The sequence below is a fragment of the Shinella kummerowiae genome, assembly GCF_009827055.1.
GTDB lineage: Bacteria > Pseudomonadota > Alphaproteobacteria > Rhizobiales > Rhizobiaceae > Shinella > Shinella kummerowiae.
Window position 1 is genome coordinate 1 of sequence record NZ_WUMK01000008.1, and the last position, 16,833, is coordinate 16,833.

The 16,833-nt window shown below is 62.5% G+C and carries 16 protein-coding genes; 10 read left to right on the forward strand and 6 right to left on the reverse strand.

Features of this window, described 5'->3' with window-relative positions:
* Window positions 1–443 precede the first annotated feature (443 nt).
* Entirely contained in the window at window positions 444–1,334 is an 891-nt protein-coding gene (locus GR138_RS20330; protein WP_160861097.1) for a hypothetical protein, read from the reverse strand.
* Between the two features lie 449 nt (window positions 1,335–1,783).
* Window positions 1,784–2,674 (reverse strand): calcium-binding protein, encoded by an 891-nt coding sequence (locus GR138_RS30845; protein ID WP_160861098.1) that lies wholly within the window; start codon window positions 2,672–2,674, stop codon window positions 1,784–1,786.
* A 170-nt stretch (window positions 2,675–2,844) separates the two neighbouring features.
* On the opposite strand from GR138_RS30845, the gene GR138_RS20340 reads away from it, so the two are divergent.
* Complete coding sequence (locus GR138_RS20340; protein WP_160861099.1) at window positions 2,845–3,108, forward strand: BON domain-containing protein; 264 nt, start codon at window positions 2,845–2,847, stop codon at window positions 3,106–3,108.
* A 74-nt stretch (window positions 3,109–3,182) separates the two neighbouring features.
* On the forward strand, window positions 3,183–4,826 hold the full coding sequence (locus GR138_RS20345; protein ID WP_160861100.1) for an AMP-binding protein: 1,644 nt from the start codon (window positions 3,183–3,185) through the stop codon (window positions 4,824–4,826).
* Window positions 4,827–4,887: 61 nt separating this feature from the next.
* Here the strand turns inward: GR138_RS20345 and GR138_RS20350 are convergent, their stop codons facing one another.
* From GR138_RS20350 to secA, 3 genes are all read right to left on the reverse strand, one after another.
* Window positions 4,888–6,159, reverse strand: a complete 1,272-nt coding sequence (locus tag GR138_RS20350; protein WP_160861101.1) for a GNAT family N-acetyltransferase — start codon at window positions 6,157–6,159, stop codon at window positions 4,888–4,890.
* A complete protein-coding gene (locus GR138_RS20355) occupies window positions 6,149–7,576 on the reverse strand; it encodes a lipopolysaccharide biosynthesis protein (protein WP_160861102.1) in 1,428 nt (475 codons plus the stop codon). The genes GR138_RS20350 and GR138_RS20355 overlap by 11 nt, the downstream gene beginning before the upstream one ends.
* Before the next feature lie 144 nt (window positions 7,577–7,720).
* A complete protein-coding gene (gene secA, locus GR138_RS20360; protein ID WP_160861103.1) occupies window positions 7,721–10,447 on the reverse strand; it encodes a preprotein translocase subunit SecA in 2,727 nt (908 codons plus the stop codon).
* Between the two features lie 234 nt (window positions 10,448–10,681).
* Here secA and GR138_RS20365 point away from each other — a divergent pair, with 234 nt between their 5' ends.
* From GR138_RS20365 to GR138_RS20390, 6 genes are all read left to right on the forward strand, one after another.
* On the forward strand, window positions 10,682–11,593 hold the full coding sequence (locus GR138_RS20365) for a peptidylprolyl isomerase (RefSeq protein ID WP_160861104.1): 912 nt from the start codon (window positions 10,682–10,684) through the stop codon (window positions 11,591–11,593).
* Window positions 11,594–11,701: 108 nt separating this feature from the next.
* Entirely contained in the window at window positions 11,702–12,934 is a 1,233-nt protein-coding gene (gene argJ / locus GR138_RS20370) for a bifunctional glutamate N-acetyltransferase/amino-acid acetyltransferase ArgJ (protein ID WP_160861105.1), read from the forward strand.
* 36 nt (window positions 12,935–12,970) lie between these two features.
* On the forward strand, window positions 12,971–13,729 hold the full coding sequence (locus GR138_RS20375) for a GNAT family N-acetyltransferase (RefSeq protein WP_160861106.1): 759 nt from the start codon (window positions 12,971–12,973) through the stop codon (window positions 13,727–13,729).
* Window positions 13,726–14,148: an 8-oxo-dGTP diphosphatase MutT gene (gene mutT, locus GR138_RS20380; protein ID WP_160861107.1), complete on the forward strand. Its 423-nt coding sequence runs from the start codon at window positions 13,726–13,728 to the stop codon at window positions 14,146–14,148. Before GR138_RS20375 ends, mutT begins: the two co-directional genes overlap by 4 nt.
* A gap of 109 nt (window positions 14,149–14,257) precedes the next feature.
* Entirely contained in the window at window positions 14,258–14,575 is a 318-nt protein-coding gene (locus tag GR138_RS20385) for a hypothetical protein (RefSeq protein ID WP_160861108.1), read from the forward strand.
* A gap of 46 nt (window positions 14,576–14,621) precedes the next feature.
* Window positions 14,622–14,801 (forward strand): Flp family type IVb pilin, encoded by a 180-nt coding sequence (locus GR138_RS20390; RefSeq protein ID WP_160861109.1) that lies wholly within the window; start codon window positions 14,622–14,624, stop codon window positions 14,799–14,801.
* Window positions 14,802–14,806: 5 nt separating this feature from the next.
* On the opposite strand, the gene GR138_RS20395 is transcribed toward GR138_RS20390, so the two are convergent.
* Window positions 14,807–15,676: a methyltransferase domain-containing protein gene (locus tag GR138_RS20395; protein WP_160861110.1), complete on the reverse strand. Its 870-nt coding sequence runs from the start codon at window positions 15,674–15,676 to the stop codon at window positions 14,807–14,809.
* A gap of 62 nt (window positions 15,677–15,738) precedes the next feature.
* Between GR138_RS20395 and GR138_RS20400 the strand changes: the two genes are divergently transcribed.
* Both GR138_RS20400 and grxC read left to right on the forward strand, forming a co-directional pair.
* Entirely contained in the window at window positions 15,739–16,530 is a 792-nt protein-coding gene (locus GR138_RS20400) for a ComF family protein (RefSeq protein ID WP_160861111.1), read from the forward strand.
* 34 nt (window positions 16,531–16,564) lie between these two features.
* The gene (gene grxC, locus GR138_RS20405; RefSeq protein ID WP_160861112.1) at window positions 16,565–16,822 is read left to right on the forward strand and encodes a glutaredoxin 3; all 258 of its coding nucleotides are present in this window, start codon (window positions 16,565–16,567) and stop codon (window positions 16,820–16,822) included.
* Window positions 16,823–16,833 lie beyond the last annotated feature (11 nt).

Sequence of the window (16,833 nt, forward strand, 5' to 3'; positions counted from 1 at the left end):
TTTTGGACGCCGATTGACAATTGCCTAATGATTTCAATGTCCGGCTTTTTCCAGGGAAATTCGTTAGGGGCCGCACCAATATGCTAGTTGCAAGGGTCTGATTTCTCAGGCTCTTCTGTCTTCGGCCGTCCAAGACTGTCCATCCTCAGCTAACAAGTTTGGGCGTATTTCTGGGGGTGCGATTTTGCTGATACCCTCGCCAATACCCCCACAATACCACCACGAGGTTTGATATCAGTTTGACAGATACAGCGATTCGAACTCTCAAGCCCTCAGATAAGCCTCGGAAACATGCGGATGGAGAGGCATTCAGGAGGAACACCTTAACTCGATGTCCATGAAACCGGCAGCAGGCCATTCTTTGGACCAGACTACACTGCTGTGATGTTAACGCAGCCTGCGGATGTTAAGCGCAGGCGAGGGTGGCGTGAAAGCCAAGGTCGCTATTTTGAGGAGGTACCCAATGTTGTGTTCTCTGCAGCATATTTCTCTGCCAATTGGAGTTGAGCACTCTCATCCAGTACCTTGTACTGGCGTCCCGGTAGTTTGGAGAATACGTCGTCCATTTTTAAGCGGAAGAGATAGCGCTCTCGATCGTTTGGCAAAAGAGGCATGACGTGACGAGCGATCTCCATTGCCTCTGACGGCCAGGATTCATTTTTGCGATCTATCGAATTGGGATTGATGGGGTCCACGTAGCCGTAAGCCTTGAACAAATCCCGAAAGTAGTCAGGCTGTGTTGCGGAGTTTGCGGGATATGTCAGAACCGTAACATTTTCGGCCCCGAAATATTCCTTCATCGTTTCTACCATTGGACGCCAGGACAGATTTGCTGCAGCGACCCATTCCCGGAAATGAGTTGGGTCGGGAATTTGACCAAGCTTGTGTAGTTGTAAGTACCAAGAGTTCAGGAATGCCCACTGATCTCGGATCGTAAACACAATCGAGATGGGCAGATCTTTAAGAAAGCCTGCAAGGGCTTTCAGGGATAGGTGGGCGCCAGGGTATAGGACCGGCAGGTTTTTATCATAGGGCTCACCGAGGAAAATCTCCCACGGAATGAGAAGCGATCGAACATCGGCGCGGTTGATAACCTTCTCCGCGTTATCGATCACAAGTTTTGAACGGGCTTCCCGAAATTCAAATTTACCTTCTCCTCGCGCCTCCTGCGTCAGATCACGCAGAGTACGATATGTCGAAAACGGTTTCACGGTGTGCCCGACATAGACTATGCCTGCCGCTCGCAGCCTATCTTTTTCTTCGGAGCAGTAGTGCTGGATAGCAGTCGTCGCCGTTTTATGGGCGCCTAGATGTAGGACTAATTTTCCGGTCATGAAACTTCCTAGATGCAGCCGAGCCTCAGGATGACCCAGCCAATGCTAAAACCTGCAGCCACGCAAATGTATACCTGCCGGCTCCATTGCAATTGCCTGACCATACAACCGTTTATCTCAATATGGCAACTTAACCTGCTGCCGGTGCCATTGACATCGACGAACACTGATCAAGCCCCGCATGCACCATTGTCTAAAGCGATCTCATTCCCCACCCAGGCGAACGGATGGCCTTGCAAACCCGCCTGAAACACAAATCGAAATTCAGAAAAACCTGCAAAAATTTGTTTTTTAGCGGGAACAAATTTTGCTGCGCCGCATTTTATGGGAGCAGCCGCAGACACCCCCGGATGCGGTTGTGAGGGGGACCCGAGAGCGATGTGCACGCTCTTGGGTCTCAACCGTTTCAGGCCCCGTAAACAGACGGACGGGGCTGCCGCTGGCGATGATCAGAGAATGAAATCCGCCTTGGTGAAATTGATGGATGCGTCCACCATGATCATGAAATCCGCCTTGCCATCGCCGTTCACGTCGCCCTGGATATAGGTGTCGCCACCCGTCTTCAGGTACCGAAGTTCGCCGGCATCCTTCGAGAAGGCCTTGCTGCCGATGAAGGTGAAGGCCTGATCGTTGGCGAGCGTGGTGTCGGCGTCGATCACCTTGAGGTTGATCCTGTCACCTTCCTTCTGACTGAAGTCGAAAATCGTGTCACGCCCGGCCGCAGCCACCGTCGAATCCTTCACTGAGAGGAAGACGAAGGTATCCGCACCCGCACCGCCATAAAGCTTGTCAGCGCCGGCACCACCTTCCAGCCGGTCATTGCCGGCATCGCCCTTCAGCGTATCGTTGCCCGCGCCGCCGTAGAGTTTGTCCACGCCGTTGCCGCCGGACAGCGTGTCGTTGCCGTTGTAGCCATAGAGCGTGTCATTGCCATTGCCGCCCCAGAAGAGGTCGGCATAGTTGGTCGCCTTGATGACATCGTCACCGGACAGGAAGGCGTTGAGGAACGTGGTGGTGTTGCCGCTGTCGATTGCCGCCGTCAAGGCCTTGCTAGTCAGCGAGAGATTGGTGACGTCGAGGACGGCGATACCGTCGGAGACAACCTTGAAGCCCGTGATCGTGCCGGCGGTGACACCAAAGACCTCGCCACCCACCATCTTGTACTTCAGGTTCGTGCCGCTGAACGTCATGTAGTTCTTGCTGTCGTCGCGGAACTCCAGATAGGTCGGCTTTGCAATCTCGCGATCATAATCCAGAATGGTCTGCAACTTTTCGGAAACGATTTCCTTGAAATTTGCGCCGGATTTCAATGAGAAACCCTTAATATTGATATTGGCCATGCCCTATCCCCGGTTGCGATAGGCGATGCTTAGCCTGCCCCAAACCGGCCAACAACTCCCAATTCGGGGCGGATATGCCCTACTTCGGAACAGCCCTAATCATCCCTAAACGGCACCGAACAAATCCCCCCCTTCCGCGTTGTTGTCCAATTAACCGCAGGAGCGCTCCCATGGTCTTCAAGGAAGGTACCTACAAAGGTGAACCACCCGAACACTTCGAAGCACCACACCCCGCCTGGCTCGAACAGGCGGTTGCCGACGCCTTGTCGATCGCCGGCGACGTGGATTCGTCCGATGTCACCGTGACCTGCAAGGGCACGCGGATCATCCTGTCGGGCAGCATCGGCTCGCAGCAGGAGGCGGAGCGCGCGACGGCGATTGCGGCGTCCGTTGCCAGTGTCGACAGCGTGGACAACCGCCTGTCCTGGCTCTGACCCGAACAACGGCGCCATTGCGGGCCGCCCCTCCGGAATGCTAGGTGCAATGCAGCAAACTGGAGTGACGTCGGATGCTCGCCGAGAGATCGACCTATGATGCGCTGTACCGGGATTTCCGCTGGCAGGTCCCCGAACGGTTCAACATCGGCACCGCTGTCTCCAATGCCTGGGCCGAGCATGAGCCCGATCGCATCTGCCTTCAGCATTTTCGCCCGGATGTGCCGCCCCTGTCGATGACCTATGGCGAGCTTGCCGCTCGGTCCGATGCGTTTGCCGCAGCACTCGTCGCCGAAGGTGTCAGCAGGGGTGACCGCGTGGCAATCCTCCTGCCACAGGGTTTCGAGACGGTCGTCGCGCATCTGGCAACCTACAAGCTCGGCGCCATTGCCCTGCCGCTCGCCTTGCTTTTCGGTGCCGATGCCCTGCTCTACCGGCTGAAGAACGCCGAGGCGAAAGCGATCGTCACCAACCGTTTCGGCCTCGACCGGCTGCAAGCGATCCGGCCCGACCTGCCGACGCTCGACCTGGTGATTGCGACCGAACCGACAAGCGATCCGGCGGTCAAATCCTTTCAGGACCTCGTTGCCCGGCACAAGGGTCCGTTCGAGGCCGTCGACAGCGGCCCGGACGATCCGGCGATGATGATCTATACGTCGGGCACGACCGGTCCGCCGAAGGGCGCCCTGCATGGCCACCGGGTGCTGCTCGGCCACGTGCCGGGTTTCCAGATGCATCACGAATTCCTGCCGCAGCCGGGCGACCGCATCTGGACGCCATCCGACTGGGCCTGGGCAGGCGGCCTGCTCAACGTGCTGCTGCCGGCCCTGCTGCTCGGCGTGCCGGTCGTTTCCTCGCCGGGCCAGAAATTCGACCCTCATATGGCCTACCGCATCATGCAGGACATGGACGTGCGCAACGCCTTCATCCCTCCGACAGCGCTGCGGCTGATGAAGAGCGTCGCAAAGCCGCGTGAAAAATACCGGCTGAACCTGCGCACCATCGGCTCTGCCGGCGAATCGCTTGGCCGCGAGACCTGGGAATGGGTGCGCGACACGCTCGGCATCACCATCAACGAATTCTACGGCCAGACCGAGTGCAACATCGTGCTCGGCTCGATCGGCAAGCTCGGCGTGTCGCGGCCCGGCCCGATCGGCAAGGCGGTACCCGGCCATGTCGTCGCGATCATCGACGCCGATGGCCGGGAAGTGCCGCGCGGCACGGTCGGCCAGGTCGCGGTCAAACGGCCCGATCCCGTGATGTTCCTCGGCTACTGGAAAAACGAGATGGCGACGGCGGAAAAATTCGTCGGCGACTGGATGACGACCGGCGATCTCGGCCGCATGGACGAGGAGGGCTACGTCACCTTCTTCGGCCGCGACGACGATGTCATCACCTCCTCCGGCTACCGCATCGGCCCGAGCGAGATCGAGGATTGCCTCGCCGGCCACCCGGCCGTGCAGCTTGCTGCGGCCGTCGGCAAACCGGATCCGGTTCGCACCGAGATCGTCAAGGCCTATGTCATGCTGCGCCCGGGAGAGACACCCTCGGAAGCGCTCGCCACCGACATCCGCGACTGGGTGAAATCACGGCTTTCCATGCACGAATATCCCCGCGAAGTGGATTTCGTCGAATCCCTGCCGCTGACGACCTCCGGCAAGGTCATTCGCCATCTCCTGCGCAAGCGCGCGGCGGAGGAGGCACCGTTCGCGGCCTAGAGCAATTCCAGCAAAGGTGCGCAACGGTTTTGCGTTTGGAATTACCCCAAACAGGACGCGCCTAGCGCCGCGCCAGCGAGCGGATCTTGTCGCGCAGCAGCCGCGCGACGTTGCGCGTGTTGCGGTAGAGGTGAAGCTGCGCCGCCGTCTGGCGGACGTCGCGGTCGCGGTTCTGTTGCAGCCCGACGACCAGCGTGCCCATGTCCTCGCGCTCTTCCCAGAAGCGGCTCATGACCGGATGGTCCGGCACCGCACAGGAATCCGATCGCGCGATATTCGCGTCGTCGAGGTGCCATTCGGTCAGTTCCGCCACAAGCAGCTTGCCGGGCGAATATTTCGCAAATGCCTCGTCATAGGCCGTCTTCCACGTATAGGCCTCGCCGCCCGTCATGAAGACGATCATCGAGGCGATGGCGCGCCCGTCGAGATCGAGCGTGTGGATGCGCACGCCGTCGGTTTCCGCAAGATTGCTGATCGCCTCGCGGGCGAAGGCGGCACGGTACCGGTCGTTGATCATCGCCGTGCGGCCCCGCCCCTTCCAGCCGGCTGCCTCGAGCAGCAGGAATTCCTCCATGCGCAGGCGGATGTCGGCGGGCTGCCGGGCAACGTTGTAGGAGAGTTCGCCCATCGAATCGAGCCGGCGCCATTGCCGGCGCAACTCGCGGAAATGTTCGGGCGAGATGGCGTTCTGCAGATAGGTCTGGCCGTCGAGCAGGCTGTCCAGCATCGGCCGGCGATAGGTATCGGTAACGGTGACCGGCAGGTTGCGGCCGATAGCGACGGCGCGCATCAACTGGGCGAAGGCGCCATTGAGGCGCAGGTCCGGCAGGACGAGGATCGGCGGCAGGCCGGTGCCCGGGCCACCGAGCGCCTCCAGGAAATTGTCGAGCGTTTCGGCCGCGTCCTCGGCATCGACCAGCGGCGTGCCAAGTGGCCCGAACGGGTTCGACCAGGCACGCAGGATGCTGGAGCCGATGGAGAAGCCCGGCTTTTCCACGGAGAAGGGCATCAGGAAGCGGATGCGGCTGCGCCCGGCACTCTCGTCACGGATGACGAAGAGCCGCACGGTGCGGTCTTCTAGGCGCGGCATGGCGGGCGCCAGGAACCGGCCGGTAAAGAAGACGTTCGGCTCCATGACACGGTTCGACAAGAAGTCGAGTTCCTGCTGCAGCTCATAGCCCGCCGTCGCCGGATAGAGCGCCAGCGAGCGGCCCGGCCGCCCGATGAGGAAACGCTGGTCCGCCGGCGGCTGCGCCAGCGGCGGGGCCGGCGGGATAGCGGCCTGGGCGCGCCCTGCCGCAATGGCGTGGTCGATGCCGTGGCTATCGGTCATGATGGTCCATCCCGTTGACGAGACTTGCTTTCACCGGATTGGCGAAGGCGAAGAGAATGATGGAGAGCTTGCTGCGCACCACAATGTGCAGGAGCAGCGCCTCGACGACCATGGCGCCAGCCGTCGCGATGGCGGCGCCCGTCAGGCCGAAGAGCGGAATGAGCGTGACGTTGAAGAGGATGTTCGCCGCAAGCGCCACGGCATAGACGGCGACGCAGAGCCGCTGTTCGCCGGACATGGTGAGCAGCACCTCGCCCGGCCCGACAAGCGCCTTCGCGAGGATGCCGGCAAAGAGAATGAACATCAGGCTCCAGCCGGCCGTGAAGGCCGGGCCGAAGAGCGACAGCAGCAAATGGCCGGACAGCAGCACACAGCCGCCGACGACGAGCGACGGCCAGAAGCTCCAGCGCACCGTCTCGCCGGCAAAACGCGCAAGCGCGATGCGGTCGCCGGCGGAGAACATGGCAGAAAAGCGCGGAGCGGCCGCCGCCTTCACGGAGAAGAACACGAAATGCACCAGAGCCATGGTCTTCGCCGCTGCGAAATAGATGGCCACACTTTCCGGGTCGAGGAAAAACCCGACGACGATGACGTCGGAATTGGTGAGCAGGAAGCCGAATCCCTCGATCAGGAAGATCGGCAGCGCCGCCTTGATCCACAGCGAGAACTCGATCTTGCGCGGGCCGGCGACATAGCGCTTGCCGAGCCGGTAGACGATGTTGAAGAACTGCACGACCGTGGTGAGGTAGGTGGCGGCCAGCGCCGCCGTCATCGCCGTCAGCGCCGTGTGCGGCGCGCCGAGCGTCACCGCCAGCACCATGAAGACGAGGATCAGCAGCGGGCGGACGATATAGGTGGGGCTCAGCGCCACCACCGCCCAGCTATGGGCGCGCGCCGTGCTTTCCAGCACGTCGCCAAGCGCGATCATCGGCATGCAGAACAGGCCGATAAAGAGCGGCAGAACATAGTAGCCGGCAAAGGAATCGCGGAAGAACCACAGGCAAAGGAAACCGAGCACGGCAAGCGTGGTCGACGACAGGATGGCGAAGATGCGGGCCGTGGAGGTAAGGCCGCGGATTTCCGCAAGGGCGCTGCGGCCGACATAATCGGGCAGGAAGCGCACCACCGTCGTGTGGAAGCCGAGACAGGACATGTCGCCGACAATGACGATGAGCGCCCAGACGAAGACGAAAATGCCGTATTCGAACTCGCCCATCACGCGGGCCAACACGATCTGCGTCAGGAAGGCGATGGCAGCGCTGGCAACACGGATGGCAAAGGCAATGAGCGCCATGCGCTGGGCGAGATTGCGGGGATCGTCGCTGGACAGGATTGTCGTGAGCGCGCGTAACAGCGGCTCCGCCTTGCCACGCAGGCCGGATGGCAGCAACCTCTCAGCCGATTGAATGACCGCCATCAACACAGGAACCCAAACGCTACGCAGAACTCAACAGCGTCAGTCTTGTCAGATCAGGGTTAACAAACGGTTGGGTCGCGGCGTCACGCGCCTTGACCACACAAAGAAAATGCCGCCCGAAGGCGGCATTTTCAGTCTTTGCGATCAGGCCTGTTCGAAGGCGCCGTGGCAATGTTTGTATTTCTTGCCCGAACCGCAGGGGCAGGGCTCGTTGCGCGAGACGCGGCCCCAGCTCGCCGGGTCGTTCGGGTCGCGGTTTTCCGGCTCGACGCCGACCGCCATGAAGCCGCCACCATTGCCCTCGCCGAAATCGTCCTCGCCGGTCGTGCCGTCGATATGATGGCCTTCCATGGCCGGGAGGGACGGCGCCGGTCCATCGGCAGCCTGGCGCACGAGTTCGACGCGCATGAGTTGTGCGGTGACCGTCTGGCGAAGGTTCGCCAGCAGCGCCTGGAAGAGTTCGAAGGCTTCCGCCTTGTATTCCTGCAGCGGGTCACGCTGGGCATAGCCGCGGAAACCGATGACGGAACGCAGGTGGTCGAGGTTGACGATATGCTCGCGCCACAGAAGGTCCAACGTCTGGAGCAGCACGGAGCGCTCGACATAGGTCATGATCTCCGCACCGAAGCGTTCGGCACGGTCGGCTGCCGCATCGTCGGCTGCCTTGTGCAGGCGCTCGAGAATGTCCTTCTCGTCGATGCCCTCTTCGGCCGCCCACGCCTCGATCGGCAGGTCGAGGTTGAGCTGCTCGACGACGCCGGCCTTCAGGCCTGCAACGTTCCACTGCTCGGCATAGGCGTTTTCCGGAATGTTTAGGCGGACGAGGTTCTCGACCACTTCGTTGCGCATGTCGGTGACGATTTCCGACAGGTTCTCGCTGTCCATCAGCTCGATGCGCTGCTCGAAGATCACCTTGCGCTGGTCGTTCAGCACGTCGTCGTACTTGAGCAGGTTCTTGCGGATGTCGAAGTTGCGGGCTTCGACCTTCTTCTGCGCGCGCTCCAGCGCCTTGTTGATCCAGGGATGGACGATTGCCTCGCCTTCCTTGAGACCCAGCTTCTGCAACATGGAATCCATGCGTTCGGAGCCGAAGATGCGCATCAGGTCGTCCTGCAGCGACAGGAAGAATTTCGAGCGGCCCGGGTCGCCCTGGCGGCCGGAACGACCGCGCAGCTGGTTGTCGATGCGGCGGCTTTCGTGGCGTTCGGTGGCGAGAACATAGAGGCCACCGCCGGCAAGCGCCTGCTCCTTCAGCTTCTTGACCTCGGCAATCACCGAATCGCGCTTGGCGTCGCGCTCGGGACCCGGCTCCATCTCGGCAAGCTCGCGCTCGAGGCGCATTTCGAGGTTGCCGCCGAGCTGGATGTCGGTACCGCGACCGGCCATGTTGGTGGCGATCGTCACCGCACCCGGCACGCCGGCCTGCGAAACGATATAGGCTTCCTGCTCGTGGTAACGGGCGTTCAGCACCTGGAAGTCCTTGAAGCCGGCCATCTTGAGACGCTCGGCGAGATATTCGGACTTTTCAATCGAGGTCGTGCCGACGAGGACCGGCTGACCCTTCTCGCGCGCGTCCTTGATCTCCTGGATGATCGCCTTGTACTTCTCTTCGACGGTCCGGTAGACCTCGTCGTCTTCATCGAGGCGCTGGATCGGCAGGTTGGTCGGCACTTCCACGACGTCGAGGCCGTAGATATTGCCGAATTCCTCGGCTTCGGTGGAGGCCGTACCGGTCATGCCGCCGAGCTTGGAATACATGCGGAAATAGTTCTGGAAGGTGATCGAGGCCAGCGTCTGGTTTTCCGGCTGGATCGTCACCTTTTCCTTGGCTTCGAGCGCCTGGTGCTGGCCTTCCGAATAGCGGCGGCCCGGCATCATGCGGCCGGTGAACTCGTCGATGATGACGATCTCGTCGTTGCGGACGATGTAATCCTTGTCGCGCGTGAAGAGCTTGTGGGCCTTCAGCGCGTTGTTGATGTGGTGAACGATCGCGACGTTCTCGACGTCATAGAGCGATTCGCCCTTCAGAAGCCCGGCCTGGCGCAGCAGGTTTTCCAGCTTTTCCGTACCGACTTCGGAGAAGTTCGCGGAACGCTGCTTCTCGTCGATTTCATAGTCGGCCTCGTCCAGCAGGGGAATGAAGGCGTCGATCGTCGTGTAGAGGTCTGAGCGGTCATCGAGCGGACCGGAAATGATCAGCGGCGTGCGCGCCTCGTCGACGAGGATCGAGTCCACTTCGTCGACGATGGCAAAGAAGTGGCCGCGCTGGACCATCTGGCCGCGCTCGTACTTCATGTTGTCGCGCAGATAGTCGAAGCCGAGTTCGTTGTTCGTCGCGTAGGTGATGTCGCAGGCATAGGCCGCACGGCGCTGGTCGTCGTCGAGACCGTGCACGATGACGCCGGTCGTCATGCCCAGGAAGCCGTAGATCTTGCCCATCAGCGCGCTGTCGCGGGTGGCGAGATAATCGTTGACGGTCACGACATGCACGCCCTTGCCGGCGAGCGCATTGAGGTAGACGGGAAGGGTCGCCACGAGCGTCTTGCCTTCACCGGTCTTCATTTCGGCGATCGACTTCTCGTGCAGGATCATGCCGCCGATCAGCTGCACGTCGAAGGGACGCAGCCCCAGCACGCGCAAGGCCGCCTCGCGGGCCACGGCAAAGGCCGGCACCAGAATATCGTCAAGCGTCTTGCCTGCGGCGAGCTGCTCGCGGAACTCCACGGTCTTCGCGCGCAACGCTTCGTCGGAAAGCGCCTTCATCTGCGGTTCCAGCGCATTGATGGCGTCGACCCGCGGATTGTAGGAGCGGATGCGACGATCGTTCGAGGAACCGAACAACTTGCGGGCGATACCGCCGAGGCTGACCATCAGAATGGTCCTTTCTTTATGGGCACCTGGCGCGTGGCAGGTCGTAGGAATTGCGCGCAAAGCCGTGAAACGCCCGGAAACTGTTCTGGACGCGGGATTGCGTGACAGATAAGAGGGGGGTCGAATGATGTCAACGGCTCAGGCGGTTGCACAACTGCCACATTCTGGTGGTGTTGAGCCGTCTGGCACCGGATATCGGCCCGATTCCGGCGAGGATGTGAAAGGTCTCTCTTTATGTTGAAGTACAGCAAGCTCGCGGCAGTCGCCCTCATCGCGATCGCCGCCGCAAGCAGCAGCGTCCGCGCCCAGGATGCCGCCGCCGACCCGATCGTCGCCAAGGTCGGCGCGCTCGAAATCCACGAATCGGAACTGAAGCTCGCGATCGCCGGCCTCGATCCGCAGCTCGCCAACCTGCCGGATGAGCAGAAGCGCGTCGCCGCCCTCTCCTCGATCATCGACGTCAAGCTGCTTGCCGCCGATGCCGACAAGGAAGGCCTGAAGGACGACGCCGAATTCAAGCAGCGCCTCGCCTTCCTGACGGATCGCGAACTGCACAATGCCTATTTCAAGAAGCATGTCGTTGACGCCGTCACCCCGGAAGAGGTGAAGGCACGCTACGAGAAGGAAATCTCCGCCATCACGCCGGAAGACGAGATCCGCGCCCGCCACATCCTCGTCAAGACCGAGGACGAAGCCAAGGCCGTGATCGCCGAACTCGACGCCGGCAAGGATTTCATCGAGATCGCCAAGGCGAAGTCGACCGATCCGAACAAGTCGGAAGGTGGCGACCTCGGCTATTTCGCCAAGGGCCGCATGGTCCCGGAATTCGAAACGGCCGCCTTTGCCCTTGAAAAGGGCGCCTATTCCAAGGTGCCGGTGAAGTCCCAGTTCGGCTTCCACGTCATCAAGATCGAGGACAAGCGCAAGCAGCAGCCTCCGGCACTCGACCAGGTCGAGCCCCAGGTTCGTCAGCTCGTCATGCGCGACAAATATCTTGAGCTTCTGGAAAAGGCCAAGGCCGCGGCGCCGGTCGACATCCAGGACCCGGCGCTGAAGACCGCCTATGACGCGGTCAACAAGCCGGCTGCCGAGGGCGAGGTCGAAGGCGAAGGCGACGCCGCGCCGGCAACCGAAGGCCAGCAGTAAGACCGACAACGGCCCGGTGGCAGACACCGGGCCTCTTTTTCACGCAGGCCAGCCCGGTTTCCGCCGGGCTTTCTCAAACAGGCCAGCCCGGCTAACAGGAATGCACGAATGTCCGGTTCCGTCTCCCCGCTCGCTCCGAAAACCTACGCTGACATGCCGCCGGTCCGCGGCGTGCGCATGGCGACAGCCGCCGCGGGGATCAAGTACAAGAACCGGACGGACGTGCTGATGATGGTCTTCGATCGCCCTGCCGCGGTCGCAGGCGTCTTCACCCGCTCCAAGTGCCCGTCCGCCCCTGTCGATTTCTGCCGGGCGAACCTCGCCCATGGTGTTGCTCGCGCGGTGGTCGTCAATTCCGGCAATGCCAATGCCTTTACCGGCCGCAAGGGCCGCGAATCGACCAAGATGACCGCCGAGGCGGCAGCCAAGGCGATCGGCTGTGCGGAAAACGAAGTCTTCCTCGCCTCGACCGGCGTCATCGGTGAACCGCTCGACGCCACGAAATTCTCCGGCGTGCTCGATGGCCTCGCCGCCTCCGGCACGGAGGATTTCTGGTTCGAGGCCGCCAAGGCGATCATGACGACGGACACCTATCCGAAGGTCGCCACCCGCACCGCCGACCTCGGCGGTGTCACCGTGCGCATCAACGGCATCGCCAAGGGGGCCGGCATGATCGCGCCCGACATGGCGACGATGCTGTCTTTCGTCGTCACCGATGCGGATATCCCGGCACCGGTGCTGCAATCGCTGCTGTCGGCCGGCGTCGGCCCGACCTTCAACGCCGTCACCGTCGACAGCGACACCTCGACCTCCGACACGCTGATGCTGTTTGCAACCGGCGCCGTGGCCGGCCAGGCGCCGGTAACGGCCGACGACGCCTCGCTCGACGGTTTCCGCACCGCCCTCAACGACCTCCTGCGCGACCTGGCGCTCCAAGTCGTGCGCGATGGCGAAGGCGCGCGCAAGATGGTCGAAGTCACCGTCGAAGGTGCTGAGAGCGATGCGGCCGCCAAGCGCATCGCGCTGTCGATCGCCAATTCACCGCTCGTCAAGACCGCGGTTGCCGGCGAGGATGCCAATTGGGGCCGTGTCGTCATGGCCGTCGGCAAGTCCGGCGAGATGGCCGACCGCGACCGCCTCGCCATCTGGTTCGGCGACGTGCGCGTTGCCGTCGATGGCGAGCGGGATCCGTCCTATTCCGAAGACGCGACGACCGCCGTCATGCAGAAGCAGGACATTCCCGTGCGCGTCGAGATCGGTCTTGGCAACGGCCGGGCGACGGTCTGGACCTGCGACCTGACCAAGGAATATGTCGAGATCAATGGCGACTACCGTAGCTGAGGCCGGGACAGCGTGACACCTTCCGGACAAAAGACGATGAGCGATCTCCCCAAAGTCCGCCGGCTCGAGGCCGTCGGTTTTCGCGCCTGGCCCGCAGCCTCGGTGCAGTATGACGGAAGCTGGCTCTGCCGGCTCACGGCCGGCCACCCCTCGCGCCGGCTGAACTCCGTCAATCCGCTCGATCCGTCCGACTACCGTGATATCGACATCCGCCTGCAGAAGGCGGCAAAGCGTTTCGCCGATTACGGCCGGCCATTGCTCGTGCGCCAGACGCCCCTCACGCCGCCGAAGCTGATCGCCTTCATGGACGAAGCCGGCTGGGTGGAAGACGGCCATACCGTCGTCATGATGGCGGACCTCGCCACCCTTCCCCGCGACGAAGGCCTCGACCACCTGCCGAGCCGCGATGTCGGCCGCTTCGTCGATGCCCGCATCCGCGTTGCGGGCGACGACCCGGCGCTGAAGCCCGGGCTGACCGAGATCATCAACGCCATCAAGCCGGAAACCGGCCTGTTCATCTTCGAGGATACGGCGTTCGGCCCGACCGCCGGGACGATCGCCGTGCACGACAATGACCTGGTCGGCATCCTCCAGCTCGGTGTCGCCGAAGAGTGGCGCGGCCAGGGCCTCGGCACCGCCATCCTGCATGCGAGCCTGCGCTGGGCCAAGCTCAAGGGCGCGCGCCATGCCTGGGTACAGGTCGAGGCCGACAATGCTGCGGCAATCGCGCTCTATCGCCGCGCCGGCTTCCAGGACGTCTACCAGTACAGCTACCGGGGACCGGCCGCCGTATGATCGAACCGACGCACAAGCCCCGTCGCATCCTGCTTGTCGCCGCCTGCGCGCTCGTCGACGCCGATGGCCGCATCCTTCTGGCACAACGCCCCGAAGGCAAATCGCTAGCCGGCCTCTGGGAGTTTCCGGGCGGCAAGGTCGAGACCGGCGAAACGCCGGAAGAGACGCTGATTCGCGAACTGGACGAAGAGCTGGGCATTCAAACGAAGGTCGCCTGCCTCGCGCCGCTGACCTTCGCCAGCCATACCTATGACGACTTCCACCTCCTGATGCCGCTCTATGTCTGCCGCCGGTTCGAGGGTACCGCCCATGGCCGCGAAGGGCAGGCGATCAAGTGGGTGCGTCCGAAGGCGCTGCGCGATTATCCCATGCCGCCCGCCGACGAACCGCTGATCCCCTTCCTGATGGACCTGCTCTGAGGGCTCCGGCAGGAATTTACCACGCATTTTTCGCTTCCCGTTAAGCAATCGTTTAGCACCGTCGTTCAAAGATTGGCTTTGAACGTTGCAATGCCTACGAGACCCTGTGATGCGTGACGAAGACTTCTGGAAAGCCGTTCAGGAGAAGGATTACACGCCGGCCGGAGATACCCGGACCGGTGCGCTCAACCTCGCCCTGCTTTTCGGCACCGCCGTGATAGCACTTGCGCTTGTCCTCACCCCGGTCCTCTCCGCGAAGACCGACAAGCGCATGATGGCGAACGTGCCGGACGAATTCGATATGATCTCGACGGGCTCGATCCCGACGGATGGAACCAAGCGATACACGGTACGCCGCAGCGTGCTGCAGGAAATGCCCGGCGCCGTCTGCATCGTCGGCGGCAATGGTCAAGGCAACGGCTGCTGAGCCGATAGAAAACCTCGAGTGCCCAGGGGCACACAGGAGAGACGGAATGGTGCGCAGACTGCTGAAATCATTCCTTTCCAACTCCAACGGCGCGACAGCCGTCGAATATGGGCTCCTCGCGGGGCTCATTGCCATTGGCCTTCTGGCCGGTCTTCAGGCCTTCAGCGGCAGTCTCGGAAACGTCTTCAACACCGTGACGACCAGCATCGAATCCGCGCGAAAATAACGCGATTACTTCTCGCTGCCCTGCTTGAGAGCATCGGCCAGGCGCATCGTCGCCGAGCCGGGCTTCAACGGCTTCTGCTGGCTTTCGTGCGGCGCCCAGCCCGATACATAGATAATCGAGAAGGTTGCGCGGATACGCCCGTCGGGGTCGGAAAAGCGCTCTGCATAAAGCTCCGCCGCCCTGAGCAGAACGCCGCGTGCCAGAGGCCTGCGGCTGCGCCCAACGAGCGGATTGGCCATGCCCATGGCACGTAGATCCTTCATCAGCGGAAAGATCGAATCGTACCGGACCGTATAGCTCTCCTTGTCGGTCACCGGCAGGGCGAAGCCGCCGCGCTGGAGCAGTGCGCCGATGTCGCGTACGTCCGGGAAGGGCATGACCCTCGGGCTCGCACCGCCGGTCATCTCGCTTTCCGCCGCAAGCAGAACTTCGCGCAGTTCCTGCAACGTGCCGCTGCCCGGGATCGCCGCAAGAAACAGCCCGTCCGGCTTCAGCGCCCGGCGGATCTGCACGAAGACGCCCGGTGTGTCATTGGTGAGGTGCAGGGCGAGCGGCGATACGATGAGGTTTGCCGATTGCGGCGCAAGCGGCACCGTCTCCAGCGGCGAGACGGTCAGCCCCTGGCCGGGAGCGGCAAAACGTTCGTCGCTCTCGATCCGCTCGAGGGCATCCACCTTGCCCGTTTCGGCAATCGCCCGTGCGGCGGCACCGGTATGGCCATGCAGTTCCACGGCCCGTTCGAAGCGCCGATCGATGACACTGAGGCGCTCGGCCAGTTCCCGCGCCACCACGTCGAGCAGAAAATCCGCAGGCTCGCCCTTGAGGGCCCGCAGCCGGTGCATGTCGATCAGGGCGTGGTCGAAGAGCGTTTCCATCGTCAGAAATCCAGTTCGGAATTGCTTCGCATTGGCCACCGGGAAGGACTATTGTCAACCGCATGGGCGACATCGAGGCCGAGGCATTGCCGGCAATCCCGCTCCGGCCGGCCCTCGCCCGCCGGCTGCGCCACCTCGCCGGCGCGGCACTCGACCTCGTCTATCCGCCCGCCTGCGCCGGGTGCGGCGTGCTGCTCGGCAGCAAGGCAGGCCTCTGCCCCCATTGCTGGGCGACGCTCGCTCTCATCGAGCGCCCCTATTGCGAGGTGCTCGGCACGCCCTTTTCGCACGATCTCGGCCCCGGCATCCTCAGCGCCGATGCCATCGCCAATCCGCCCCCCTTCGACCGGCTGCGCTCCGTCGCGCTCTATGACGACCTCGCCCGTATTCTGGTGCATTCGCTGAAATACCGCGACCGAACGGATCTTGCGCCGATGATGGCGCACTGGATGCTGCGTGCCGGCGATAGCGCCGTGCAGGCCGCCGATCTCATCGTCCCAGTCCCCCTGCACCGCTTCCGCCTGCTCTGGCGCAAGTTCAACCAGGCGGCCGAACTCGCGCACGCCCTTGCGGATCTTTCCGGCAAACCGGTGCTTATCGACGCCGTGCGCCGCACGAAGCGGACGCGCCGCCAGATCGGCCTCGGTCCGCGTGCCCGCGAGGAAAATGTGCGCGGCGCCTTCGCCATCACGCCGGAAGGCCGCGAAAAGCTGTTCGGCCGCCGCGTCGTGCTCGTCGATGACGTCTACACGACCGGTGCCACCGTCGCGGCCGTCACCCGCACCCTGAAACGTGCCGGCGTTGCCGACGTCACCGTTTTGACCTTTGCAAGGGCCCTCCCCGGACCTATATGAAAGACAAGGTTTTCCAAGCTTTGGAGCAGCAAATATGGCTTCGGTCGTTATCTATACGCGTCAGTTCTGCGGCTATTGCAGCGCCGCCAAGAAACTCCTCGAAACGAAGGGCGTGTCCTTCGAGGAACATGACGCAACCTACGCGCCGGACGTGCGCCAGGAAATGATCAAGCGCGCCAATGGCCGCACCACCTTCCCGCAGATCTTCATCAAGGACCGCCATGTCGGCGGCTGCGACGACCTGCATGCGCTGGAGCGCGCCGGCGAACTCGACGCGCTGCTGGCCGCATAGGGAGACAGTCG